This is a genomic window from Edaphobacter sp. FHG110511_03 (genome assembly GCF_059115365.1).
The window spans coordinates 601,705-627,106 of record NZ_JBZYWL010000002.1 but is presented as its reverse complement, the minus strand read 5'-3'; the positions used below and the strand labels follow the sequence as shown (position 1 = coordinate 627,106).

16 protein-coding genes are annotated in these 25,402 nt (G+C 57.2%); 12 read left to right on the top strand and 4 right to left on the bottom strand.

The features are described 5' to 3' along the window. Nucleotides 1–18: 18 nt before the first annotated feature. The 3 genes from kduI (at nucleotide 19) to eda (ending at nucleotide 2,688) form a co-directional block, all read left to right on the top strand. On the top strand, nucleotides 19–849 hold the full coding sequence (gene kduI / locus AC5S26_RS11925) for a 5-dehydro-4-deoxy-D-glucuronate isomerase (RefSeq protein WP_494185114.1): 831 nt from the start codon (nucleotides 19–21) through the stop codon (nucleotides 847–849). An 81-nt stretch (nucleotides 850–930) separates the two neighbouring features. Next, nucleotides 931–1,965, top strand: a complete 1,035-nt coding sequence (locus AC5S26_RS11920) for a PfkB family carbohydrate kinase (RefSeq protein ID WP_494185113.1) — start codon at nucleotides 931–933, stop codon at nucleotides 1,963–1,965. 75 nt (nucleotides 1,966–2,040) lie between these two features. After that, nucleotides 2,041–2,688, top strand: a complete 648-nt coding sequence (gene eda / locus AC5S26_RS11915; RefSeq protein ID WP_494185112.1) for a bifunctional 4-hydroxy-2-oxoglutarate aldolase/2-dehydro-3-deoxy-phosphogluconate aldolase — start codon at nucleotides 2,041–2,043, stop codon at nucleotides 2,686–2,688. Nucleotides 2,689–2,781: 93 nt separating this feature from the next. Here the strand turns inward: eda and AC5S26_RS11910 are convergent, their stop codons facing one another. Next, the gene (locus AC5S26_RS11910) at nucleotides 2,782–6,099 is read right to left on the bottom strand and encodes an outer membrane beta-barrel protein (RefSeq protein ID WP_494185111.1); all 3,318 of its coding nucleotides are present in this window, start codon (nucleotides 6,097–6,099) and stop codon (nucleotides 2,782–2,784) included. A gap of 385 nt (nucleotides 6,100–6,484) precedes the next feature. Here AC5S26_RS11910 and AC5S26_RS11905 point away from each other — a divergent pair, with 385 nt between their 5' ends. After that, nucleotides 6,485–6,625, top strand: coding sequence for a hypothetical protein (locus AC5S26_RS11905; protein WP_494185110.1), 141 nt, complete (start codon nucleotides 6,485–6,487; stop codon nucleotides 6,623–6,625). A gap of 74 nt (nucleotides 6,626–6,699) precedes the next feature. On the opposite strand, the gene AC5S26_RS11900 is transcribed toward AC5S26_RS11905, so the two are convergent. Next, entirely contained in the window at nucleotides 6,700–9,993 is a 3,294-nt protein-coding gene (locus AC5S26_RS11900; protein WP_494185109.1) for a TonB-dependent receptor, read from the bottom strand. Nucleotides 9,994–10,194: 201 nt separating this feature from the next. After that, nucleotides 10,195–11,331 (bottom strand): alginate lyase family protein, encoded by a 1,137-nt coding sequence (locus AC5S26_RS11895; protein ID WP_494185108.1) that lies wholly within the window; start codon nucleotides 11,329–11,331, stop codon nucleotides 10,195–10,197. 352 nt (nucleotides 11,332–11,683) lie between these two features. Between AC5S26_RS11895 and AC5S26_RS11890 the strand changes: the two genes are divergently transcribed. The 4 genes from AC5S26_RS11890 to AC5S26_RS11875 all read left to right on the top strand — a co-directional run bounded on the left by AC5S26_RS11890 (nucleotide 11,684) and on the right by AC5S26_RS11875 (nucleotide 17,839). Next, nucleotides 11,684–12,025: a hypothetical protein gene (locus tag AC5S26_RS11890; RefSeq protein ID WP_494185107.1), complete on the top strand. Its 342-nt coding sequence runs from the start codon at nucleotides 11,684–11,686 to the stop codon at nucleotides 12,023–12,025. 243 nt (nucleotides 12,026–12,268) lie between these two features. Next, the gene (locus tag AC5S26_RS11885; RefSeq protein ID WP_494185106.1) at nucleotides 12,269–13,366 is read left to right on the top strand and encodes an efflux RND transporter periplasmic adaptor subunit; all 1,098 of its coding nucleotides are present in this window, start codon (nucleotides 12,269–12,271) and stop codon (nucleotides 13,364–13,366) included. Nucleotides 13,367–13,368: 2 nt separating this feature from the next. Beyond that, complete coding sequence (locus tag AC5S26_RS11880; protein ID WP_494185105.1) at nucleotides 13,369–16,542, top strand: efflux RND transporter permease subunit; 3,174 nt, start codon at nucleotides 13,369–13,371, stop codon at nucleotides 16,540–16,542. A gap of 7 nt (nucleotides 16,543–16,549) precedes the next feature. Beyond that, entirely contained in the window at nucleotides 16,550–17,839 is a 1,290-nt protein-coding gene (locus AC5S26_RS11875) for a TolC family protein (protein ID WP_494185104.1), read from the top strand. Between the two features lie 16 nt (nucleotides 17,840–17,855). On the opposite strand, the gene AC5S26_RS11870 is transcribed toward AC5S26_RS11875, so the two are convergent. Beyond that, nucleotides 17,856–18,767: a LysR family transcriptional regulator gene (locus tag AC5S26_RS11870; protein ID WP_494185103.1), complete on the bottom strand. Its 912-nt coding sequence runs from the start codon at nucleotides 18,765–18,767 to the stop codon at nucleotides 17,856–17,858. Nucleotides 18,768–18,888: 121 nt separating this feature from the next. Between AC5S26_RS11870 and AC5S26_RS11865 the strand changes: the two genes are divergently transcribed. The 4 genes from AC5S26_RS11865 (at nucleotide 18,889) to AC5S26_RS11850 (ending at nucleotide 25,384) form a co-directional block, all read left to right on the top strand. Beyond that, entirely contained in the window at nucleotides 18,889–22,080 is a 3,192-nt protein-coding gene (locus tag AC5S26_RS11865) for an efflux RND transporter permease subunit (protein WP_494185102.1), read from the top strand. Beyond that, nucleotides 22,077–23,333, top strand: coding sequence for an efflux RND transporter periplasmic adaptor subunit (locus tag AC5S26_RS11860; RefSeq protein WP_494185101.1), 1,257 nt, complete (start codon nucleotides 22,077–22,079; stop codon nucleotides 23,331–23,333). Before AC5S26_RS11865 ends, AC5S26_RS11860 begins: the two co-directional genes overlap by 4 nt. Next, the gene (locus tag AC5S26_RS11855) at nucleotides 23,330–24,805 is read left to right on the top strand and encodes an efflux transporter outer membrane subunit (protein WP_494185100.1); all 1,476 of its coding nucleotides are present in this window, start codon (nucleotides 23,330–23,332) and stop codon (nucleotides 24,803–24,805) included. The genes AC5S26_RS11860 and AC5S26_RS11855 overlap by 4 nt, the downstream gene beginning before the upstream one ends. 351 nt (nucleotides 24,806–25,156) lie before the next feature. After that, on the top strand, nucleotides 25,157–25,384 hold the full coding sequence (locus AC5S26_RS11850; RefSeq protein ID WP_494185099.1) for a hypothetical protein: 228 nt from the start codon (nucleotides 25,157–25,159) through the stop codon (nucleotides 25,382–25,384). Nucleotides 25,385–25,402 lie beyond the last annotated feature (18 nt).

Genomic DNA, 25,402 nt, shown 5'->3' with positions numbered 1-25,402 from the left:
AAACAGAGGAGAACTGCGATGAGGCTGTACCAGATGGCAGATTCAGTCCGCTACGGGCTGATGAATACTGAGGAGCTGCGCGAGACTTTTTTGCTCGAAGATTTTTTTCAGCCGGGCGAGATTGAATTCGCCTACGTAGACCTTGATCGCACGGTCATCGGCTCAGCCGTTCCGACCGCAACCCCCCTGAAGCTTGAGACTGAGCCGGAGCTGCGAGCGGATTTCTTCCTCGAGCGCCGCGAGCTTGGCGCGCTGAACATTGGAGGAGCCGGAACGGTCACGGTCGACGGCAAGACCTTCGAGATGGACAAGCTCGATTGTCTCTATATCGGACGCGGATCGAAGGATGTGACCTTCGCCAGCAAGGATGCAGCCAAGCCCGCGGAGTTCTATCTGCTGAGCTATCCCGCGCACGCGGAGTATCCGACCGCAATGGTGAAGTTCGCCGACTTGAAGCCGGTAGAGCTGGGCACCGTTGAGACCTGCAACAAGCGCAAGATCTACAAGGCCATTTTCAAGGATGGCCTTAAGAGCTGCCAGCTGGTGATGGGTTTCACGATGCTGGAGCCAGGAAGCAACTGGAACACGATGCCTCCGCATACGCATATGCGGCGCAGCGAAGTGTATTTCTACTTCGACGTAGACCCGGCACATCGCGTTCTTCACCTGATGGGGCCGCCGGACGCGACCAGTCATCTGGTGATGAAGGATAAGGAAGTTGTAGTTTCGCCGGGATGGTCGGTCCATGCCGGTGTTGGAACAAAGCACTATACGTTCTGCTGGGGTATGGGCGGAGAAAACCAGGCGTATGACGATATGGATGGCGTTGCCATCGCGGAGCTTCGATAAAAAACAATGAGTGACTCGAAAAGTTTAAAGATTCGTAAAAAAGAAGAGTGTAAGTGGGATCTGGTCAGCCTGGGTGAGGTAATGCTTCGCCTTGACCCAGGCGACGTTCGTGTCGCGACTACGCGACAGTTTCAGGTGTGGGAAGGCGGTGGCGAGTACAACGTCGCTCGCGGTCTTCGTCGTTGCTTCGGCCTAAAAACGGCCATCGTGACAGCGCTTGCAGATAATCCGGTGGGCCGCCTGGTCGAGGATCTGATGAACCAGGGCGGCGTGGACCAGAGCCATGTGCAGTGGGTTAAGTACGACGGCGTGGGCCGCACGGTGCGCAACGGACTGAACTTCACTGAACGCGGCTTCGGCGTACGCGCGGCGCTGGGCTGCAGTGACCGCGGCAACACGGCGGTTTCACAGCTCAAGCCTGGACAGATCGATTGGGACGAGATCTTCGGCAAGGAAGGCGCACGCTGGTTCCACACTGGCGGAATCTTCTGCGCATTGAGTGAGTCGACCCCGGAGGTTTGCAAGGAGGCTCTGGTGGCCGCCCGCAAGCATGGCGTGATGACCAGCTACGATCTCAACTACCGTGATTCCCTCTGGAAGTCGATCGGCGGCAAGGCCAAGGCCACCGAGGTCAACCGCGACCTGGCGCAGTACGTCGACGTGATGATCGGCAACGAAGAGGACTTTACCGCTGCACTCGGCTTTGAGATCGAGGGCGTTGGCGATGACCTCGGCGAACTGGACTCGGCAAACTTCCGCAAGATGATCGAGAAGGCTGTCGCTGCCTATCCGAACTTTAAGGCCGTGGCGACGACGCTGCGGCATGCCAAGACGGCGAGTGTCAACGACTGGGGCGCGGTCTGCTATTACGAGGGCAAGTTCCACGAGGCCCGGCCGATGCCCGACCTCGAGATCTTCGACCGCGTCGGCGGCGGCGACTCCTTCGCTTCGGGCCTGATCTATGGCTTCCTGAACGAAAAGGGCGCGGATTGGGCGGTGAACTGTGGTTGCGCTCATGGTGCGCTGGCGATGACGACTCCCGGAGACACGACGATGGCGACCTTCGACGAGGTGCAGCGCGTGATGAAGGGCGGAGGCGCCCGTGTCCAGCGGTAGCAGGCAGACTTTAGAAATAGGCCCGGTCATGAAGTTCGGCCGGGCCTCAAGACTTGAAGAAAGCGAGTAATTCAGATGAGTAAAGCCGCTGTTCTGGCTTCCTTGAAACAGATTGGACTGGTTCCGGTGCTTCGCGCCGAGTCGGTCGAGAAGGCGCTGGCGCTGGCCGAGGCCATTGCCGCGGGCGGAGTTACAGTGCTCGAGATCACGATGACGGTTCCTGGCGCGATCCAGGTAATGCGCAAGCTTGCCGAGCAGCGTCCCGACATCCTCATCGGCGCGGGAACGGTGCTCGATGCCGAGACGGCTCGGGCGTGTATCCTCGAGGGCGCGAAGTTTGTCGTTAGCCCGGCGTTGAGCCTCAAGACGATCGAGATGTGCCATCGCTACTCGATAGCCGCCCTGCCGGGCGCGCTCACTCCCACTGAGGTAGTGAATGCATGGCAGGCTGGTGCAGACGTAGTGAAGATCTTCCCGGCGAGTGCAATGGGCGGGGCGAAATATCTGAGCTCGCTGAAGGCTCCACTGCCCCAGGTGGAGATGATCCCCACAGGAGGCGTTTCTCTGGATACAGCGAAGAGCTTCCTCGAAGCCGGAGCGTTTGCGCTCGGCGTGGGCGCAGACCTGGTGAATACCAAGGCCATGGCCGAGGGTAAGCCTGAGATCGTCACCGAGAGCGCGAAGAAGTATCTCGCGATCGTCAAGGAATTTCAGTCGAAGTAACCCTGAGGTCTAATCAAATCAGGTAGAAGATTAGCGTACAAACAAGAAGGGCCTGGGAATGTCTCCCAGGCCTTCTTGCTGTCTTTACTTAGGTTAGAAGTGCACTCGCAGCACGAACTCCATGGTGCGAGGATCGGTTGTGCTGGTTACCTGACCGAAGGCATTCTGGAACTTACCGGTCGAGCTGAAGTTCGGCTGATACGATCCGTCTGCCTGCTGAGCGCCTAGGGCGGGACTGGTTGAGGCGCTAATTTGGAAGGGCGACAGGTGGTTCGGAGCGTTGAACATCTCGGCACGGAACTCCAATCCAATCTGTTCGTGAATTGCAATATTCTTCTGCAAAGCTACATCCCAGTTGTTGAACAGCGGCCCTTTGATGGCATCGAAGCCAAGGTTGCCATAGGTCCCCGGCGCCGGCGCGCGGAAGGCAGCGGGATTCAGGTACTGCTTGCCTTCGCCGGTGTGAGAGTAAGGGTCGCCAACGAGGTTCGGGCGTTGTGCAACGTTAGCCGTTGTGACCAAGTTGCCTGCGACCGATAGGCCGGAGGGCTGAACGATGTTCATCGGCAGGCCACTCGCGATACGAGTAATGCCCGAGAGCTGCCAGCCACCGATGGCCTGTTTGTACCACTCGTGCTCATTCTGCCAGAACGGGATGGGATAAACATAGCTCGCGACGAAGATCTTCGGCTGGTTGTAATTTGCCGGACCGTAGTCGGCGTGGATGTTAGTGCTGTCCTGCGGCTGGTAATCGAAGGTAGAACCGTTGGTCAGAGCGCTGGACCAGGTCCAGGAGACAGTGGCAATGCCGCTCTTACCAAAGCGTGACTGCATACGTACCTGCATCGAGTTGTAGCTCGCTTCTGCGCCGTTGGTGTACTGGTAGATTTCGCCGTAGCCCCTGTAAGGACGCAGTGCGTTGCGCTGCGTGATTGTTGGGTTGGCCTGTTCAGTACCAGCAGGTGCCTGATTGAGGTTCTTACGATAAGTGAGGTTCGAGGAGTTCGAGCCTACATAGTTAATTTCAAGAGAGGTGTTGTTGAGCAGCTTCTGTTGTATGCCTAGGCTGTAGCTGTGAATCCGTGGGGGTGCAAGATTGCGTCCGGCGGAATTGCCAATGTTGGTCGGGGCGGCGCTGATGCCGATGCTACCCAGAGTGTCCGCGTTGCCGGCGCTGGCGAGGTTGGCTACTGCGGTGAAGGGAAGCTGCGAAGCCGCGCCGTAGATGTAGTTGCCTTCGACGCGTTCGTAGGAGATGCCGTAGCCGCCATGCAGCACTGTCTCCTGCCTCCCGCTCAGGTCATAGGCAAATCCAACGCGCGGAGCAAAGGTGTTATAGACGGTGTTGATGAGGCCGGAAGGCAGGTTGTGGAACAGCGCCTGTACCTGAGGATTGTTGTAAACGGACGGCGCAACGACCTGCTTCGCCTTATCGGAGAAACCGGTGCCGGGCAGCACAAGGCCGTTATACGGTGACGGATTGGAGGTAATGGATCCGTTTGCCAGGCTGATGGTTGCGGCTTTCGATTGATCGAACGTGGTCGGATCGAAGAAGGCGGTGTTGTTGGGCCAGCTGTAGATCGGTGGCATGTACTGCCAGCGTAGACCGAGGTTCAGGGTCAGTCGGCGATTCACGGTCCAATCATCCTGCACGTAAGTCTCAAACTGCGTGAAGCGAGCTTGAATCTGCGGAATGTTGCTGCCTTCGGTGTAGCTGACAAAGTTGCCTGCCACGAGACCCGCGAGGTTTGCGAACGTGAAAGCACCGTTCAGTTGCGGTGGTGCGGTCTGGTTCTTGCGAGCGCGCCAGAAATATCCTCCCACTTTGAGGGTGTGATTACCCAGTACACGGGAGAAATCATCCTTCATGGCGTAAATGCGCTGATAGTTATCAAACTGCCGGGGAGCTACTCCGGGATTGCCAAAGCCCGTGATCGTGATCTGCGGGATCATGGGCGACGCGTTGTACAGGGTTGCGTATGTCAAACCATAGTCGGAACGGTTGATGGACCTGTTGCCAAACTGTGGATTTGCTCGGATGTTTCCACCTTCGTTGATGATGTTTCCGGAGTAGGAACCTACCGCGGTATTGACGGTCTTCGAATCGAAGGTGTGGGTCCAGGACACAGAGCTCGTAAGGCCAGGGATGGTTCGGTCATAGATGACGAAGTTGGTCGGATTGCCGACGTTCAGCACGTTGTCGTGAACGAAGTGCCCACTGATTGTGTTCTTTTCATTCAGGTTGTAATCGACCTTGACCAGATACTCCGACTGGTTGTTGTTTCCCAGGCTTAGATAGCTAAAGTTGCCACTTGGATCCTGCAATACCGATGAGGCGAGAGCTCGGCCGGTTGCGGTCGAAGGTCCGGTGGTGATTGCGCTTGCGATGGCTGCTGGGGTCGGAACTGTCACGTTCGTTACGGTCGAGGTGCGCAGGCGCTTGTACTCCTGCGCGACAAAGAAGAAGAGCTTCTCTCTGTTTTTATTGAATACGCCGGGGATCCAGATGGGGCCACCGATCGTGTAGCCGAAGTCGTTATAGCGTAGCGGCGGTTTCACAAACGGCTGGGTCGATTGATAGGTGCTGAGAGCACGGAAGGGATAGGCCTGGATCGCATCGTTGCGGATGTACTCGTAGGCGTTGCCATGGAAGTCGCGTCCACCGCTCTTGATCGCAACGGAGACGGTAGCGCCGGAGGTGCCGCCGTAGCTGGCGTCATAACTGGATGCGACGTTACGGAACTGCTGCAGCGAGTCCGGTGAGATGTTGACGAAGTTGTTGCCGCCACCGCCGTTGTCCTTGTTGTCGACACCATCGATGAAGTAGTTCGCTGAATCGGTTCGAATACCATTGACCGACTGCGAGTTGCCGTTGACGCCATAGGTGCCGAAGATGGCGAAGCCGCTAGCCACGGTCTGCGAGACGCCAGGCTGGAGCGTCAGGAGCTGAACATAGTTACGTCCGTTCAACTGAATTTGTGTGGCCTCCGTGCTCGTGATAACGCCACCTATTTCGGCGCTTGTGGTTTGAATCGGGACTATCCCGGCTTGCACCTCAACGGATTCGGTCGCCTGGCCGACGGCAAGTTGCACGGGAACGTCGGGCTTGCCGCCGATGTCAACGTTGACCCCAGCCAGAACAGACTTCTTGAAGCCGCTCACGGTTGTCGTAACGGAGTAGACGCCCACGGGAATGTTGAGCACGGTAAAGTTACCATCGGCGTTGGACTGTACAGTTCGGCTGACCCCGGTGGCTTCGTTGGTAACAACAATATTCGCCTGTGGCACAGCAGCACCGGTAGGATCGGTGACAGTACCGGTAATCAGCTGTCTATCCATCGATTGGGCGAGAGTCAGCCCTGCTGATGATATGAGTAAGAAAAACGTGATGACCACTAACAGACGCTTCATTACGACCCCCTCGAAGTTCAAATGGGTTGGATCTATCAACAACGCCAGAAGAAGACATGCCCCCTTGTTTGGCGGCAACATTCCAACGATGCATTTGTATTTATTACGCGTGCGAAAATATACATGTCCGGGTAGATGCTCTGTCAAACAAATAATTGAGACTCGGCTAAGTGGAGATATATGAAAATCCGAAACGATTTAGTCAAATATCAACCGGCGCGCCAATAAAACACCCTAGTCGCCTGGATTAAATTCGGATAGGAATATAATCTCCGTTGACCTCAAGCATCTGTCTGGTTGAACAGCGCTGCACCATGGGTCGTCGCTCATGATCCATGCAATACGGGAGCGGGTGGTATCTGACTTTCACGCGGAGATGTTCAATTTGCCGAAACATCTCTGTCCGTTTTCACCTGTTGAACAAAATGTGTATCTGAACTTCGGACAGGTTATGAAGACGACGGATCCGAGGACGATGGAGTTTGCCCTGCAGGTTTACTTCCTGACGCCGCGTTGGAATGTTTAAAAGACCACTGCCGCAAGGAGTTCTTCCTTGCGGCAGTAGTCTGTGCAGTACAGCGGTGTCTGTGACGAGAACGACTAGAAGTTGGCCCGGAGTGAGAGCTGAATCTGGCGGTTGGCTCCGATGCCTACCTGGTTTCCTACGGTTGAAGAGAGTACCCCGAAGGCCGAACCGGCGGTTCCCTGGGTGAAAGCTGCACCCGGTTGGTTTGCGGCTCCAGAGGTGAGGGTCTGGTTCAACCGGATAGTACCGGGATTGGCGTAGTTGGGGTGGTTGAGGATGTTGTAGATGTCGGCACGGAATTCGAAGTAGGTTCTCTCCGTGGCGTGAAACTGCTTGCCGAGCGTCATGTCGAGCTGGGCGAGATTCGGTCCGCTCAAATCATTGCGCCGGTAGTTGCCGAAAGTTCCAGGAGCCGGAGTGGAGAATGCCGCCGGATTAAGGAACTGGAAGCCACTCTTGATGAAGGGATTGACGCCGGGAACGACATTGGGACGGCGGATGTTGCGGCTGTTGCCGCCTCCGGGCACATTGACGACGGCGGTCGTCTGCACGACGCCATTGGTTACAACCGGGCTCCCGAAGGTTTGACCTGCGATGGAGGTTCCAGGATTGCCGACGTAGGCGAGGTCGGGGCGGGTGATGAGTACGTCGATTGGTACACCGCTACGGAAGTTCACGATTCCGCCGACCTGCCAGCCACCTGCAATCACATCCATGGGACCCGACAGTGAATAGGTCTTGGCGTGACCAAAGGGGAGATCGTAGAGAAGGGTTGCGTTCAGGCTGTGACGGATATCGAAGGTACCGCGACCGTACTCCGTGCGGAAGTCGTACGGATTCTGAGCCGTTGTTGCTTCGTTGGATCCACTGGACGTTCCAAGCTCCTTTGCCCAGGTGTACTGAGCGCCAAGAGAGAGTCCGTGGGAGAACCGACGCTGCAACGAGGTCTGGAGGGCGTTGTACATGTCGGTTCCGCCGGAGGTCTTGTAGTCGACCTCGGCGAAGCGGCCACCGAACTGGCGGGTCGCAGTGCCGACTCCAGTTGCGGGATTGGTGGAGACTCCGGTGATCAGGTTGGTGATGGAACGGAGGAAGAGATTGCGACCCGTCGAGCCGACGTAGCCGACCATGAATTGAACCTGGCCGGGGAGACGCTGCTCGATGGAGGCAGTGTACGTAGTGACGCGCTCGGGAACCTTGTAGTTCGGAGCGTAGGCGCGCGGTTGATAGCCCAGCGTGGGGCTGTTGATATCGTAGTTAGCGTACACGTCGGTTTGAGGAATGATCGGATAGATCTTTGAGAAACCGGTAGCGTTACTCTGGCTGAATGTACGCTGAACGCGGTCGTTGGCTTCGGGCTGGATTTGATCTTCGGTCTGGCCGGGGCCGTAGAAGACGCCGCCACCTATGCGGAAGATGGTGTTGCCGTTGGTCGCGTCGGGCGACCATGTGAGTGCGAGACGTGGACCCCAGTTGTTCGTTGAGCTGGCATACCAGTCTCCCGGGTATTTGGGAAAGATGTTGCCGACGGCCATGTTGAAGACGACGACTTTATTGCGGACTTCGTGGAGGGGTGAGTAGTACTCGTAGCGCAGCCCGTAGCTGAGGGTGAGGTTGTGCCTGATCTTCCACTCGTCCTGCGCGTACCCGATGTAGTAGTTCTGTTTGACCTGCGCATCTCCGCTGAGGCCGGTGAAGGGGCTGAGATCGCTGAGGTCGCCGTAGAAGGCGATTTGAGAAGGCTTATTGCCTGCGAAATCACTGATGCTATTGAAGGTATAGGTGGTTCCGCCGAGCTGGTTGTTATAGAGCGAGATGGGCCGGATCTCGACACCAAACTTCATGCTGTGGTTGCCCTTCAGCAGAGAGAAGTTGTCGATGTAGGAGAAGCTCTGCCCAGTGTAGGGTGCGCCGATGCCGTTGAAGGAGCTGGAGAGGCTGATGAGGGAACCGACGTTGGTCAGACCAGCGACAGCGATACGCGCACGGCTGATATCGGCGTTGGGGCTAGGACCGGCGATGCCCTGAACCCGCATCTTGATGCCGTTGTAGCCGAACTTGGTCTCGTTGAAGATGTGGGGTGTCCATACCTGTGTTAGAGCGAGTACGCCGTTCTGAGGAACGGAGACCTGCCCAAACTGGCTGAGCGAGGCATCCTGAATCTGGGTGGAGCTTCCTTGGTCAATGTTGTAGCGGGCGTAGACTCCGAAGCGATCGTTGATGTGGTAATCGAAGCGGATATCCCCGAAGTCTTCCTGGATTTTGTTGGCGCCGACCGTGGTTACGGTTCGTGAAGCGAATGCAGGATCGGACGGGAAGGGATCGGCCGGGAATGCAGCAAGCAACGGATAGATGCTGCTCGTCGTCGGGATTTGTGACTTTGTAAAGTTGCTGAGCGTTGCCTGTCTATAGGGGGCGGCCCAGCTCTGCCGCAGACCTTCGTAGTTAGCGAAGAAGAAGAGTTTGTCTTTGCGAATGGGACCGCCGACGGAGCCACCGAACTGGTTCAGGCGAAATTTGGGATTGCCGGCTATGGGGTTCGCCGGAGTTGCTCTGCGGTTGAAGGTGTTTCTGGCGTCGAAGAAGTCGTTGCGAACGTATTCAAAGGCAGAGCCGTGAAAGTTGTTGGTTCCTGACTTGCTGATGAAGCTGATCTGGCCACCGGTTCCAGTTCCCATCTCAGCGGGATAGCTGGAGGAGTCGATGCGGAACTCCTGAACGGCCTCGAGGGACTGCTGAAGGCGGAAGAGGGAGCCGAGCTCGCCGTTGAGGTTACCCGGGGATGTATCGATGATGGAGGTCGATTCGATTCCGTCGAGGCGGATGATGTTCTGCTCCACTGCGCGACCAGAGAAGCGGATGTCGCCGAAGGTACCGGAGCCGGAGTTGGTGGCGCCGGGAACGAGGAGGTAAAGCTGGGAGATCTGGCGCCCGTTGATGGGGAGCTCTTTGATCTCGCGACTGGAGACGTTGCCACCAATCTTTGCGGAGTCGGTGTCGAGGGAGACTTCCGCGGCCTCTACCGTGACTGTGCTCTGGGCGTTTTCGACGTTAAGGGTGAAATTGCGGCTAATCTCCTGGCCGACCTGAAGTACCAGACCTTTCGTTTGTAGGGTCGAGAAGCCGGAGTGGGAGATTTCGAGTGTGTAAGTGGATGGGGGAAGCTGAACGAGGGTGAACTGTCCTGAGTTATTGGTTGTAGTGGTGCGCTGTCTGCCAGTGTTCTGATCGGTGAGCGTAACGTTGGCATCGGCAAGAACGGATTCGGATTTGTCTGTGAGGAAGCCGGTGATGCTTCCTGTAGTGGTCTGTGCAAAACTCTCGGATAGAAAGACAAACAGTACTAGTAACAATCGAATTGGTCTCATAGGGCCTCTTTAAGTCGAGTATTCGAGGTCCAAATGAAAATCGTGTTACTTTTCGATGAATAGCGGAACTATTCGGCAGGGTCTGTGTCTAAAATTAGCCGCCATCACGATTTGTATTAACGTGAGATGAATCGGCCATGGTCAAAGGGGATGGGGATTTTTTGTGGGTTTCCTAACTATCGTACCTTGCGGCGTAACTCGCTACGGGCGAGGGCGAGTCACCCACAGCAGAGGCTGCCGAATGGGGAAGGTGCGATCGAGTTCAGGATTGGATGTGTCCGCGGGGAGAGTGCGCCATGTATCTGCGTATTCGGGGCGGCTGTAGGCGCGGGCGGCAAAAAGAAGCGCAGGGCGACGGAGAGGGAGCTCGGTGAAGAAAGCAGCGTCGGCCTTGTAGGGCCAGCTTCTTCGGTTGGCGATGAAAGGGTAGAGGCGGGCGAATGCAACCCGCATCCCCGGGCCGTCCTGCAGTTCGTAGGTCCAGACACTCTCAAAGCGCGTGGAGAGCAGATCGCAGCAGGCGGCGAGCATATCGAGATTGAAGAGGCTGTTGCGATAGGGATTGGGAGTCGTGAGCTCACGTGGGAAGGTCCCATCGTAGGTGATCTGCGCGCGGATAGTCGAAGTTCGGAACTGATGGCGCAGGGTGGTCAGGGCACGGTCGTCCTTTAGATTCAAGCGCGCGCAGGCTGCCGCCTGAAGCAGCCAGGAGGAGCCATTGTGGTCGCGCATGTCGCGGGCGAGTCCGGCGGTGCGGGAGGTGTTGAGCCAATCGAGATAACCGGTAAACCAGGTATTGATGGTTACCAGGTCTTCAGGGGTGAGGGCTTCGGAGTTTGAGAGAAAAGGGATGGATTGTGCGACCTCAGCGAGGTGAACGGCTTCGATAAGACCTTCGGGGCGGCCGGCTTTGGCGGCAGAGACGACCTGGGCGTACTCGAGGGTGGGAGCCATGGAGGTCTCGGGGGAGACGAACCAGGCACGAAGGTGGGCGATGGCGTGCTGGGCGTATCGCTCCTCTTTCGTGAGGACATAGGCGGAGGTGAGGGCGGGGACGATGTGGCTAAGAGAGAGGAGAGCGTCGCGGTGGGTCGTGAAGGTGTCGGGTTCGGAGTAATAGTCGTGGGGAGTTCCGGGAGAGTTTGGGGCGGGCAGAGTAGTGAGCGGCGTAGGGGGCTGAGTGAGGAAGCGGTCGGCAGCGGAAAGAGTGCGGTCGTGATCGATGACGGCGACGTTGGGGCGGGTGGGAGTTCCGGTGACGGGAGTCTGAGAGGCAAGGCCGCGGGTGAGGAAAAGGGCTGCAGTTTGAGAACAGAAGAGTCTGCGCGTTGTGGACATGTCGGAGACCTCGGGCGGAAGAGTATCACGAAGAGATGGCGGTGATGGCAGTTAGAGCGGAGATGTCGACCTGGATCTGTTTCTGCCGCGATTCTAGGGAGAAAGCAGGACTGACAGGAGATTCCTGCACTTCGCTACGGTCGGAATGACTTTTCTAAGATGAGACTGTGAGGCAATTCGTCTGGCACGAAGGTGAATGTATCTGCACACTCTAACAAGAAGGGTGCTGGGAGCGTCTAACCGATTACGCGCAAAGGTGCGTGGATTCCGCCGTGCCCGGATGGTATGGTGTGAGGAGATGATCCTGAACTTCGGCAGAATGAGACACGAACGGTGGGCGCGAGGAGCCGGAATGGCGCTGTGCCTTCTGGTGCTTGTGTTTTCGTTCGCGGCGAAGCTGTCGTGGTACCAGCCGAAGAGCCTCGGGATGCCGGTGAAGACGCTGTCTTCAAGCAAGATGTGGCAGCATGAGGCGAAGGCTGCGGCCGCAATGATGGCTGCTCCAGAGGATTCAGGGCTTGCCGCAACGCAGGTTGCGGCGGTAGTCTCGGCAGTCCTGTTGCTGACTGCGGCAGTGCGCTGGGGCATGGAGTCTCCCGCGGCGGACGGTTGGTTGGAACGCGACGTTGCTGTGGCGCTCCGGCAGACCCAATTCGCTCGTATCTCTCAGCTCAGGGCTCCTCCCGTCCGCTAAATCTTCCTGACAAGCTGTTTGTTGTTCGCCTTGAGGGCAAGTGTCTTCGGCGAGCGTCGTCATCGAAGCTTCAAGCAAAAAAGATTTGTGAGCGAGCTGACTATGGACTGGTCTTGGTGGACTCGGCGCTGCGTGCTGCCTTGTTTATGTGTTGCCTGCCTGGCGGGCGTTGTCTCTGGATGCAGAAAAGAAGAAAGAAAGTCTGAAGCTGCGGCGGCTGTGGTATCGCGTGCGGCGGTTGCGATGGTGAAGAGAGGGCCGGTAGCAAAGAATCTTACGGTTGCGGGAGAGTTTATCCCCTTCCAGGAGGTTGAGCTGCATGCCAAGGTAGCCGGATTTATTCGACGGATCAACGTGGACATCGGCGACAAGGTTCGGACGGGTCAGGTGCTGGCGACGCTTGAAGTGCCTGAGCTGACGGCGCAGGTGACAGGAGCGGAGGCCGGGGTACGGCGCAGCCAGGAGGAGATCCTGCTGGCGAAGAGCCAGGTGGCACGAGCCGAGGCAGATCACAACTCGCTGCACATGGCAGCGGAGCGGTTGAAGCAAGCAGCCGCTGCGAGGCCAGGGATGATTGCGCAACAGGAGTTGGACGATGCCGAAGCCAAGGATAGTGCCTCCGAAGCGCAGGTGCAGGTTGCGAAGTCCACTGTTGCAGCGCAGGAGCAGGAGATGGATATCGCGAAGTCCGAGCAGCTGCACTATTCGTCGCTGGCGGATTACTCGCGGATTACCGCGCCGTTCGATGGGATCGTGACGTGGCGGTACGCGGATACCGGCGCGCTGATCCAGGCGGGAACGTCGAATGCAGGATCGATGCCGGTGGTGAAGGTGGCGGAGGTGAAGATTCTGCGCCTGCGGATTCCGGTGCCGGAGTCGCTGGCGGGATATGTGCGCGACGGCGATGCGGCGGATGTTCGTGTGCAGGCGACGGGAGATCACTTCACGGGCAAGGTCGTGCGGACGACGGGAGCGCTGGATCGCGAGACGCGCAGTCTGCAGGTTGAGGTGGATGTTCCGAATGCGAAGAGCAGCCTGACGCCGGGGATGTATGCGGATGTGACGCTGGGGATTGCGGGTAGCTCGCATGCGTTGACTGTTCCAGTGGATGCGGTGGATCGCGAGACGAGCGGGGCTTCGGTGCTGGTGGTGAATGGAAGCGGCGAGGTGGAGCGACGCGCAGTACGAGTAGGACTGGAGACTCCAGAGACGGTGCAGATTCTGGATGGAGTGCGTGAGGGCGAGCATGTGGTGGTGGGAAACCTTAGCTCGTTTACGCCGGGCCAGCATGTGGATGCGCAGCCGAGCGTGATGGCTGTCGTAGCCGGGAAGGAGGAGTAGCGATGTCAGGATTTGCGATTCGCTATCCGTTCTTCATCATTATGCTTTGTCTGATTGTCGCCGTTGTGGGGTCGGTGACGGTAATGCGCATGCCAGTGGATCTGTTTCCCGAGATCAACATTCCGGTCGTGGTGGTGGCGACGTTTTATAACGGTATGCCTCCTGAACAGATTGAGGCAGGCATTACGAATCCGTTTGAGAGATTTTTCACTCTGGGCAGCGGGATCGATCATATTGAGTCGCGCTCGCTGACGGGTGTGAGCCTGATCAAGGTGTACTTTCAGCCGGGAACGAATGCGGATGCGGCGGTGAGTACGATCTCGAACCTGGCGATGGCGCAGCTGCGGCGTCTGCCGCAGGGAACGCTGCCGCCGGTGGTGTTGAAGTTCGATGCGTCGAGTCTGCCGGTGTGCCTGATTACGTTGAAGGGCGAGGGGCTGAACGAGACGCAGCTGCACGATCTGGGACAGTTCTCAGTGAGAAACCAGATTGCGAATGTGCCGGGAGCGTCGGTGCCGCAGCCGTTTGGCGGGAAGTATCGGCAGATTCAGGTGTACGTGGATCCGCTGAAGCTGGAGGCGCACCAGCTGAGCCTGATGGATGTGGTGCGGTCGGTGAATCAGGCGAACGCGATTCTGCCTTCCGGCGACGTGAGGATTGGGCCGAAGGACTACAACATTTACACCAACGCAGAGATGCCGACGATGGAGGAGATCAATCGCACGCCGCTAAAGAGTGTAGGCAACGGACAGTTGCTGATCTCGGATGTGGGTGAGGCGAAAGATGCGGCGGCGATCCAGACGAATATTGTGCGCGTGGATGGGCAGCACTCGGTCTATCTGCCGATTTTAAAGCAAGGAGGAGGTGGAAACACGATTGCGATCGTGAATGGAATTCGCGTTGCAATTGGACGGCTGTTGGATGTTCCAAAGAGCCTGAAGGCGCAGGTGGTCTTCGATCAGTCGGTGTTTGTGAAGACGGCGCTGAAGAATCTTGGAAGCGAGGGAATGATCGGGCTGGTGCTGACGGGCTTGATGATCCTGATCTTTCTGGGTAACGGGCGAGCGACGATGGCGGTGATGCTGTCGATTCCGTTGTCGGCGCTAGCTGCGTTTCTGGTGCTGAACATGATGGGCGGCACGATCAATACGATGGTGCTGGGAGGACTGGCGCTAGCGTTCTCGCGGTTAATCGACGACTCGGTGGTGGTGCTGGAAAATATCTTCCGCCACATGGAGATGGGCAAGGAGGCTGCGAAGGCTGCCGAGGATGGCGGTGAAGAAGTTGCGTTGCCTATTCTTGCGGCGACGTGTACGACGGCGATCGTGTTCTTCCCCGTAGTGTTTCTTTACGGCGTCAGCCGATTCCTGTTTGTGGCGCTGGCGCTGACGGTCGTGCTGTCGATGTTTGCGTCCTACATCTTCGCAAGAACAGTGGTGCCCCTGTATTGCGCGACGTTCATCAAAAATGCGCATAACGAGGCTGCGCATCATGAAGGAGGGAGCTTCTTTCAGCGGTTCGTGCGATGGTTCAATCGCCGTTACGACCTCGCTCTGCTGCGCTACGACATCTGGGTGAAGAGGGCTTTGAAAAGACCGTGGCTGGTACTTGCGGGAGGCGCAGGCATCTTCGCGTTCAGCCTGGTGATGGCTTCGTTTCTGGGGCTGTCGTTCTTTCCGAGGACCGATCCGGGACAGTTCGTGATCAACGTGAAGGCTCCGACGGGAACGCGGCTGGAGCGGACGGACCAATATATTGCACGCGTTGAGAAGGACGTTCGCGATGTGGTTCCGGAGAAGGATCTGGGGATGATCGTCTCGAACATCGGGCTGACACCGGACTTTTCAGCGATCTATACGAGCAACTCGGCACAGAGCACGGCGTTCGTTCAGGTGAGTCTGAAGGAAGAGCATTCGCTTAGCAGCTTCGAATATATGAGGCGTGTGCGCGAGAAGCTGCGCGACGATCTGCCTGAGCTTTCGACGTACTTTCAGACCGGCGGCCTGGTGGATGCAGTAGTGAATCTTGGCCTACCGGCGCCGATTGATATTCAGGTGGGTGGAAACAATATGAAGGAGGCGTTGAACACGGCCAACGAGCTGGCGCTGAAGATTCGCGCCGCCAAGGGCGTGGGTGATGTGCTGATTCCGCAGGACCTGGATTATCCGGGGATCGAGCTGAATGTGAATCGCGAGATGGCTAGCAAGATGGGTCTGAACGCGACGGACGTGGTCGATAACGTGATCACGGCGTTGAGCTCGAATGGGATGATCGCGCCGAGTTATTGGGTGGATCCAAAGTCGGGAAATAACTATCTGCTGACGGTGCAGTACAAGGATACGCAGGTGAAGACGATGACGGACTTCAACCAGATTCCTCTGCGTTCGAAGGACGGCAAGGATGTGACGACGCTTTCGGAGGCGGCGACGGTGAAGAGCATCAAGACGCCGACGGAGGTGGATCACTATCAGCTGCGACGCGTGATCGATGTGTATGTGTCGCCTGCTGGAGAAGACCTGGGGGGGATGGCGAGCCGGGTGGAGAAGATCCTTGCGCAGACACATATTCCCGAGGATCTGCGGGTGACGCTTCGGGGATCGGTGGATGGAATGCAGCAGTCGTTCAAGAGCTTCGGCCTGGGGCTGGTGCTTTCGATCGTGCTGGTCTACTTGATTCTGATGGCGCAGTTCGCGTCGTTTGTCGATCCGCTCATTATCCTGCTTGCGGTTCCGCCGGGATTGACGGGAGTGATTCTGTTTCTTCTGGTGACGCACACGACGCTCAATGTGATGTCGCTGATGGGCGTGATTATGATGACGGGCATCGTGGTGTCGAACTCGATTTTGATTGTCGAGTTTGCGCGTTCTCTGCGAGGCAAGGGGATGCCGATCGATGAAGCGATCGCCACGGCGTGCCGCATTCGTCTGCGTCCTGTGATGATGACTTCTCTGGCGACGATTCTGGGCATGATTCCTATGGCGCTGGCACTCGAGACGGGAAGTGAGCAGTACGCTCCGCTGGCGAGGGCGATCATTGGCGGATTGACGGTCTCGGTTGCTATGACGATCTTTGTGGTTCCAGCGGCGTATCTGCTGGTGCATCGCAAAGAGGAGGAGAAGAAGGAAAGCGGCAATGCAGTCGCGGCTGGCCAGGAGGGTTCCCATGCACAGGTTTAGGAGGATATTGGCGGTATCGGTTGTTATGGGAACGATGGCGGCGTCAGTAAGGGCTCAGGGAGCTGCTACGGCGGCTCCTCCGAGCAACCTGACGGTAACAGATGCTGAGGCGATGGCTCTCAAGAATCACCCGCAGATCTCGATGGCGCGGCTGCTGGCGCTGGCCGAGGGACAGGTGAGGCGGGAGGTAAAGTCTGTCGAGCTTCCAACGGTAACGGGAAATCTGACTGCAGTGCAAGCACACGATGGTGGCCGCATGACGGCGGGACTGCTGAATAGTCCTGCACTCTACACGCGAGCTGCAGGTGGCGTTTCGGTTACTCAGTTGATTACGGATTTCGGGCGAACACAGAACCTAGTGGCGAGTGCGGGATTGAAAGAGAAGGCGCAGCAATCTGCCGAGGTGGCCACTGAGGCTGATATCAAACTTGCAGTAGACGAGGCGTTTTATCGCGCACTGGCAGCGCAGGCTGTCGTGAGTGTCGCCAAGAAAACGGTGGCGTTCCGACAGGATGCGTCGAATCTGGTGGGATCTCTGGCAGATGCCAAGTTGAAGTCGACGCTGGATCGCAGCTTCGCCGAGGTCAATCTGAACCAGGCTCAGTTGTTGCTGCTGGACGCACAGAACGCACAGGACGGTGCGTTTGCCGATCTGAGTACAGTGATGGGGTATGAGCGACAACAGGCCTTTGTCTTGGTGGACAACGCCGGTGAACTTTCGGTTCCGGCGGAGAATGTGGATGCGCTTACTACGATGGCGATGCGATCACGGCCTGATCTAGCGGCGTTGAACGATCAGTTTGAAGCTGCGGAGCGATATCGCAAGGCCGAGCATGAGCTATGGCGACCTACGATTTCCGCTTTGGGGGCTACAGGTGGAGCCCCGGTGCGGTCCGATTCCATTTCGTCATCCTGGTATGGGGCGGCAGGAGTCAATGTCAGCGTACCTGTCTTCAACGGAGGTCTTTACAGCGCTCGAGCCAAAGAGGCGGACTATCGGGCGAGCGCAGTGCAGGAGCAGGTTCGGGATCTGCGAAACAAGATAGCGCGCGATGTCAGGGTGTCCTGGCTGAGCTCACAGTCGGCATATCAAAGGGTGAGTGTAACGGCCCGGTTGCTCGCACAGGCAAACCAGGCGCTGGAGCTGGCGCAGACTCGGTACAAGTTGGGGCTGAGCAGTATCGTGGAACTGAGTCAGGCGGAGCTGGCGCAAACCTCTGCCGAGATCGGCAATACGAATGCGCGGTATGACTATCAGCAGAGTCTGGCGGCCATCCGCTATCAAACGGGCCAATGACATGTCAGGTGCGGGGCTAGGTACGCATTCCACTTCCGGTGGAGTGCGTCTTTACGAGTTTGCGAAAGCTGCGGTTCAGGTCGCTGTCGTGTTGCGGTGACCAGGCCATGACGAACTCGACGAAGGCGTTCTTTGCAAGGAGCGGGCAAAAGGCGAGATCGCGCGTCCTGGACTGCTGCTCATTGAGGGGTAGCAAAGAGATGCCCTCGCCGGCCTGAACCATCATGACTACGCTGGACCAGACGGTTGAGATGCTGGAGATGCGGGGTGAGAAGCCGGCCTCCGAACAGAGTTCAATGGCCTTGTCGAAGACCGCAGGCGAGGTATCGCGTGAAGGGAGCACGAAGGGCTCGCTCGCGAGATCGTGGAGATCAACCGGGCCCGGAACCACGGGGTGATCCTTGGGAACGATTGCGACAATGGGGTCCTGATGGATGAGCTCCGATAGGAGCTCAGTGCGGAACTCGGGTTCGACCCGGCGAGTGAAGCCGATGTCGATCTCTCCAGCGACCAGCGCCTGCCATTGCCGGGTGGAGGTCAATTCGATGAGGGAGAGACGGATGCCAGGATGTTGCTTGCGGAAGGAGCGGATGAGGCGGGGAAAGTTAACCCCTACACTGCCGGCGAAGAAGCCGATATTGAGATTTCCAATCTCTCCGCGTTGAGCTCGCCGGGCAATCTCGATGGCATTCTCGGAGTCCGCCAGGATGCGGCGCGCTTCTTTGAGAAAAAGCTCTCCCGCTGGAGTTAGCCCTGTTCGCCGGGAGGAGCGGGTAAAGAGCTGAGCGCCGATCTCCTGTTCGAGATCGGCGAGCTGTTCGCTGATGGCCGACTGCGCGACGTGGAGGCGCCGCGCGGCTCCGCTGAAGCTGCCTTGTTCTGCGGCCGCAACGAGATAACGCAGGTGTCGTAACTCCATAGAAACCATGATATCGGTTTTTCCGATAGATGCCGCCGGAAAGAACTGCGCGACAATTGCCAGCCTGGGGAATCAATATAGATGTTGGAAATATTTTGCCGCTTTTGCGGAAACGAGGCGTCGGAGACCGATGTGGATCGTCAAAATAGCGCTGAACCGGCCGTACACCTTCATCGTTCTTGCGATCCTGATCCTGATCGCCGCGCCGGTCGTCATCCTGCGCACGCCGACGGATATCTTTCCCGACATCAATATTCCAGTTGTTTCGGTGGGCTGGCAGTATACGGGCCTCAACCCGGAAGAGGTAGAGGGCCGGCTCACCACTCCTTACGAGAAGGCTCTCACGACGCTGGTCGATAACATTCAGCACATCGAATCGACGACGTACAACGGCGTAGCCGTGGTGAAGATCTTTCTTCAGCCCGGTGCTTCGCTGGATACGGCAAATGCCCAGGTGACGGCGGCATCGCAGTATCTGCTGCGCCAACTGCCTCCCGGCATTCTTCCGCCGGAGATCATTAACTTCTCGGCTTCGAGCGTGCCGATTCTGCAGCTAGGCATCTCGGGCAAGGGGCTTTCGGAGTCGGATCTGAACGACTACGCGACGAACTTCATCCGCACCCAGCTGGTGACGGTGCCGGGTTCGGTGATTCCTCTGCCTTATGGAGGCAAGCAGCGACAGATCAGCATCGCTATGGATCAGTCGGCAATGCAATCCAAGGGAGTTGCTCCCGGCGACCTGTTGAATGCCGTGGCGCAGCAGAACGTAGTAATGCCCTCTGGGACGATTAAGATCGGCCAGTCGGAGTACGACGTTCGAACCAATGGCACTCCTCGTACGGTTGAGGAGCTGTCGAACATCCCATTGAAGCAGGTGAACGGAACGACGATCTACCTGCGGGATGTTGCAACCGTCAGCGACGGATTTCAGGTGCAGACCAACGTGGTGCGTCAGGATGGCCATCGCAGCGTGCTGGTCTCGATTATGAAGAACGGTAACGCTTCCACCCTTGACGTGGTGAAAGGAATTCGGGGCCTTCTTCCGAAGGTCGCGAGTACCGTGCCGCCTGAACTGAGGATGACGCCCCTCTCAGACCAGAGCGTCTTCGTACGCGGCGCTGTCGAAGGCGTGATCCGTGAGGCGGTGATTGCTGCCGCACTTACCGCCATCATGATCCTGGTGTTCCTGGGCAGTTGGCGTTCCACGCTGATTATCGCGGTATCTATTCCGCTCTCGATCCTTACCTCGGTGATCGTTCTCAGCTTGATGGGCGAGACGATTAATACGATGACACTGGGCGGACTGGCGCTTGCGGTCGGCATTCTCGTGGACGATGCCACGGTGACGATTGAAAATATCGAGCGTTTTCTGGAAGAAGGCTTCCCCTTGCGAGAGGCCATCCTTGAAGGTGCCGCCCAGATCTCCGTTCCGGCGCTGGTCTCAACGCTTTGCATCTGCATCGTGTTCCTGCCGATGTTCTTCCTCGGGGGCGTGGCGCGCTATCTGTTTGTCCCTTTGGCGGAAGCAGTGGTCTTCGCAATGCTTGCCAGCTATGTCCTGAGTAGAACGCTCGTCCCTACGCTGGCGATGTATCTGCTAAGGGAGCACGGGCATGCCTTACCGGGTAAGGGATTTTTTTCGCGATTCCAGCGTGCGTTTGAACGCGGTTTCGAGCGTATCCGTGGCGGATATCACGGGATTCTTGAAAGAGTAGTTACAGCACGACGTGTCTTCGTTCCGTCGTTCCTTCTGATCTGTCTCGCGGCCTTTATCCTGGTGCCGTTCCTGGGCGAGGACTTCTTTCCGGATACCGACAGCGGCCAGTTTATTCTTCACGTTCGCGGCGCGACCGGGCTTCGCATTGAAGAGACGGCACGACTGTTCGATCTAGTGGAAGGGGAGATCCGCAACCAGATTCCGTCGTCGGAGATCGACAATATCCTCGACAACATCGGGCTTCCTTATAGCCCGATGAACATCCAGCACCTTACGAGCGGAACCATGGGTGCCAACGATGGCGACATCCTGGTGACCCTCAAAGAGGACCATCATTCCACCGCAGCCTATGTGCAGAAACTGCGCCGTGAGCTTCCGCGCAAGTTTCCCAGCGCTACCTTCTACATGCTGCCGGCCGATATTACGACGCAGATTCTGAACTTCGGTCTTCCGGCGCCGATCGACATTCAGTTGGAAGGCAACGATGTGGATGCCAGCAAGGAGCAGGCGGACAAGATTCTCGCTGAGCTGCGCACTGTTCCTGGTCTTATTGATATTCGCATACAACAGCCCTTCGATTATCCGACGCTGCAGCTCGCAGTCGATCGCACCAAGGCTGCACAGGGTGGCTTTAGCGAGCGCGATGTCGCGACCAGCGTACTCAATACCTTAAGTGGAAGTTTTCAGGTAACGCCGATGTTCTTCCTCAACTGGAAGAACCATGTGAACTACAACATTGTTGCGCAGACGCCGCAATACAAGATGTCTTCGATTCAGGACCTGAATAACATTCCTATCAATCGAACGACGGCAGGAGCGCCGACGGGGGCTTCGGCGACTCCTGAGATTTTGAGTGACCTTGCCAACGTACAGCGCGGGCATGAGATGGCGGTGGTCAATCACTACAACATCCGGCGTGTGGTGGATATCTACGGCAACGTGGAAGGAAGAGATCTTGGAGCGGTGAGCCGTGACGTTCAGAAGGTCCTGGAGAGGAACAGGAAGAACCTTCCCCGTGGCACCTTTATGACGTTGAAAGGCCAGGTGGACACGATGCGGAGCTCCTACATCGGCCTGATCGGGGGGCTGTTTTTCTCCATTGTTTTGGTCTATATGTTGATTGTCGTCAATTTTCAGAGCTGGACCGATCCCTTCATCATCATCACGGCGTTGCCGGCCGCTCTTGCGGGTATCGTGCTCTTCCTGTTCCTGACAGGGACGACACTGAGCGTCCCTGCTTTGATGGGAGCCATCATGTGCATGGGAGTCGCGACGGCGAACAGCATTCTTGTCATCTCCTTTGCAAAGATTCGTCTGGAAGAGCATAGCGATGCGATCAAGGCTGCAATCGAAGCTGGAACAACGCGCTTCCGCCCGGTCATCATGACGGCTCTGGCGATGATTATCGGCATGATCCCGATGGCTCTGGGGATGGGAGATGGCGGCGAGCAGAATGCTCCGCTTGGCCGCGCCGTGATTGGCGGGCTGCTATGCGCGACGGTTGCGACGCTCGTCTTTGTTCCCTGCGTTTTTGCTCTGATCCATGGAAGCGAGAAGCGCAAGCTCAGTCGCGAACGTAAGCGCCTCGTCGAGGAGCACGCATGAATACGAATGGCAATCTGGAGAACGTGATGCCCAGCACACAGGAAGTAGCGGAGCCTGCGCAGGCCGATGTGGTTCCTGCGCATAAGGAAGAACACTCGAATTCTCCGGTCGAAGGACCGGGAAGCGGGCGGACGATAGGGATTCTTTTTGCGGTTGCGCTTATCGCCGCGATCTTCTACGGGGTTCATGTACGAAGTTCCCACGAGAAGGAGCTTACCCGTGCGACGGACGAAGCTGCAATTCCAACCGTGAATATCATTAGGCCGCAGATGGGATCGGAGGCGCAGAGTCTGGTTCTCCCCGGTAATGTGCAGGCATTTACGGAGACGCCGATCTATTCCCGCACGAACGGTTACTTGAAGAAGTGGTACTTCGATATCGGATCGCATGTTCGCAAAGGGCAATTGCTTGCGGAGATTGAAACCCCCGAGATCGATCAGCAGCTTCAGCAATCGCGCGCGGAGCTAGAGCGCATTCAGGCCAACATGGAGCTGGCGGGGGTGACGAGCAATCGCTGGGAAAGCCTGCTGGCCAAACATGCAGTCTCGCAGCAGGAGGCGGACCAGACCCGCAGCAACTATATTGCTGCGCAAGCCGCTGTCGACGCGAGCAAGGCGAACGTTCGCCGTCTGGAGCAGTTACAGAGCTACGAGAAGATCATTGCGCCGTTTGACGGCGTGATTACGGCGCGCAATACGGATATCGGGGATCTGATCAATGCCGGGTCTGGGTCGACAAATCCCCGAGAGCTGTTTCATCTGGCAGCGACGGGCAAGCTTCGCGTATACGCAGCGGTACCTGAGGTGTATGCGGATTCAATTCACAACGGCGATAAGGCCGATCTGACGCAAGACTCGAATCCCGGGGTGAAGATTCCGGGCACGATCGTTCGAAATGCAAAGGCTATCGATAATGCGACGCGAACCTTGAACGTCGAGGTTGATGTCGACAACCGAGATAATAGACTGTTGCCCGGCGCTTACATCTTTGTTCATTTCCGTGTGCCTGGGGGAGCCAACACGGTTACGGTTCCATCGAATACGCTTTTGTTCCGGGCTGAAGGCCTTCGCGTCGGAGTAGTCCGTGACGACCGCGTTCAGCTTGTACCGGTGACGATCGGACACGATTATGGAGGTACTGTTGAGGTCACCTCAGGCCTTACTTCTTCGGACGAGGTGATTGTCGATCCTTCGGATTCGATTACCAGCGGCATGCCGGTCCGCGTGAATCGCGGAGCGAAGGGGCGGTCATGAAGCGTACTCTGCAATCGGCGTTTATAGCGCTGGCGGCGTTATTCGCTTTGGCTCTGGCAGGCTGCCGTGTCGGTCCGCAATATGTACGGCCAGCAGCCCCGCTTGCTCCAGAGTTCAAGGAAGCACTTCCCAGCAACTTCAAGGCTTCGGATGGATGGAAGATGGCTCAGCCCGGCGATACGCAGCTGAAGGGCGAGTGGTGGACCTTATTCAACGATCCGGAACTCAACACGCTTGAAGCTCAGATCGATCCGGCCAACCAGACGTTGAAGGAAGCGGAAGCGAACTTTCGTGCCGCCCGCGCAGCGGTTCGTTTCTTTCGCGCCGATCTAGCTCCGACGATTGGAGCTAACCCAAGCATTGGCGCAGTGCGAAGTTCAACCAATCAACCCTATTTCAACAAAGCGGTTGCCAACAATGGCACCGGGAACTTCACGCTGCCCATCGATTTGAATTACGAGATTGATCTCTGGGGGCGCATTCGGCGCAGTATCACTCAGTCACGCGAACAGGCGCAGGCGTCGGCCGCAGATCTAGAGACTACACGGCTTTCCCTTCATGCTGAGCTGGCTATCGACTATTTCAATCTGCGTTCCGCGGATGCCCAGAGAAAGCTGCTTGACGATACGGTGAACGCCTTCCGCGATGCGCTTCAGCTTACGGAAGACCGATATAACGGCGGAGCTGCACCGCTCTCCGACGTCACCCAGGCCAGGACACAGCTTCAGACCGCCCAAGTGCAGGCTACCGATGTCGACATCTTCAGAGCAGACTATGAGCATGCGATTGCTATGTTGATTGGTAAGCCTCCGGCGCAGCTGACGCTTCCGCGCAATCCGGTCACGGTTGCCGGTCCTGCGCTCCCAGAGATTCCTGGAATGCTTCCATCGCAGCTGCTCGAGCGCCGCCCCGATATCGCCTCGGAGGAGCGTCGTATGGCTGCGGCCAATGAGCAGATCGGTATCGCGCAGGCCGCGTTTTATCCGACACTGTCGCTCTCGGCGGTAGCCGGCTTTACTGGAACGTCGGCGGTGAACTGGTTTACCTGGCCAAGCCGTTTTTTTGCGGTGGGCCCAACGCTTTCTCAGACGATCTTCGATCACGGCCGTCGACGGGCCACCACGGATATTACTCGTGCTGATTACGATTCGACGATTGCCTCTTACAGGCAGACCACACTCACCGCATTCCAGCAGGTTGAAGACAATCTGAATGCGCTGCACGGTCTGGAGACAGAGGCGACCCAACAGCAGGCGGCTACCGCATCGGCGCGGGAGTCCCTTGATCTCTTCAATACTCGCTATGAGGGCGGAGTCGATACCTATTTGCAGGTGATCATCTCGCAGACGGCGCTTCTGCAAAATGAACGCAACGATATCGACATTACCCGACGGCGTTTGGAAGCGAGTGTTCTGCTGGTCAAATCGCTAGGCGGTGGATGGGATTCCTCACAGCTGCCACAACAGCCCTGATCGCATCTTTCAGAGGTAGATGGTCAACAAAAAGGTCGAAATTTCGCTTGACGTCTATATAGGACTAAATTAGTCTCCATTCAAGAGGGAATGCTGCAGAGTCTTTTGGCGAAGCGCTGCGGTCTTCCTGAGATCGAGATGGACGGCATGGACACGCCCATGCTGTTTTTACGAAGAATGCTGAGACGAAATAGATCGAGCTATCTTCCTGGACGAGAACTTGAGAAGGCCGTTGCTGTGGTCGCTCAAGCCAAGAGTCATCGGCTGACTGGCTGTTTATGAGCAGCAACCGGCATTGACGTTTGGGAAGGGTTTGTCTCTTTGTCGGCATAAACGTCCAAGGAGAAATCGATGAACGATATTAACGTAGTTCTGGCAGAGCGTGGCGGGTTTGGTGCGGTTCGACTTTGCGGATGCAAATCCGTTCATTTAAGCGTCGGCCCGGTCACACTGAACATGGATCCGGAAGTCTTCGCACAGACCGCGATTCTCATTCGGCAGGCGATGGAATCGCTTGCGGTGATTGTCGCGTCCGGAGAACTGGATCAGGAGCGATCGCCTCAACCGATGCCGAATTGAAATGCAGATGCGGCCCTG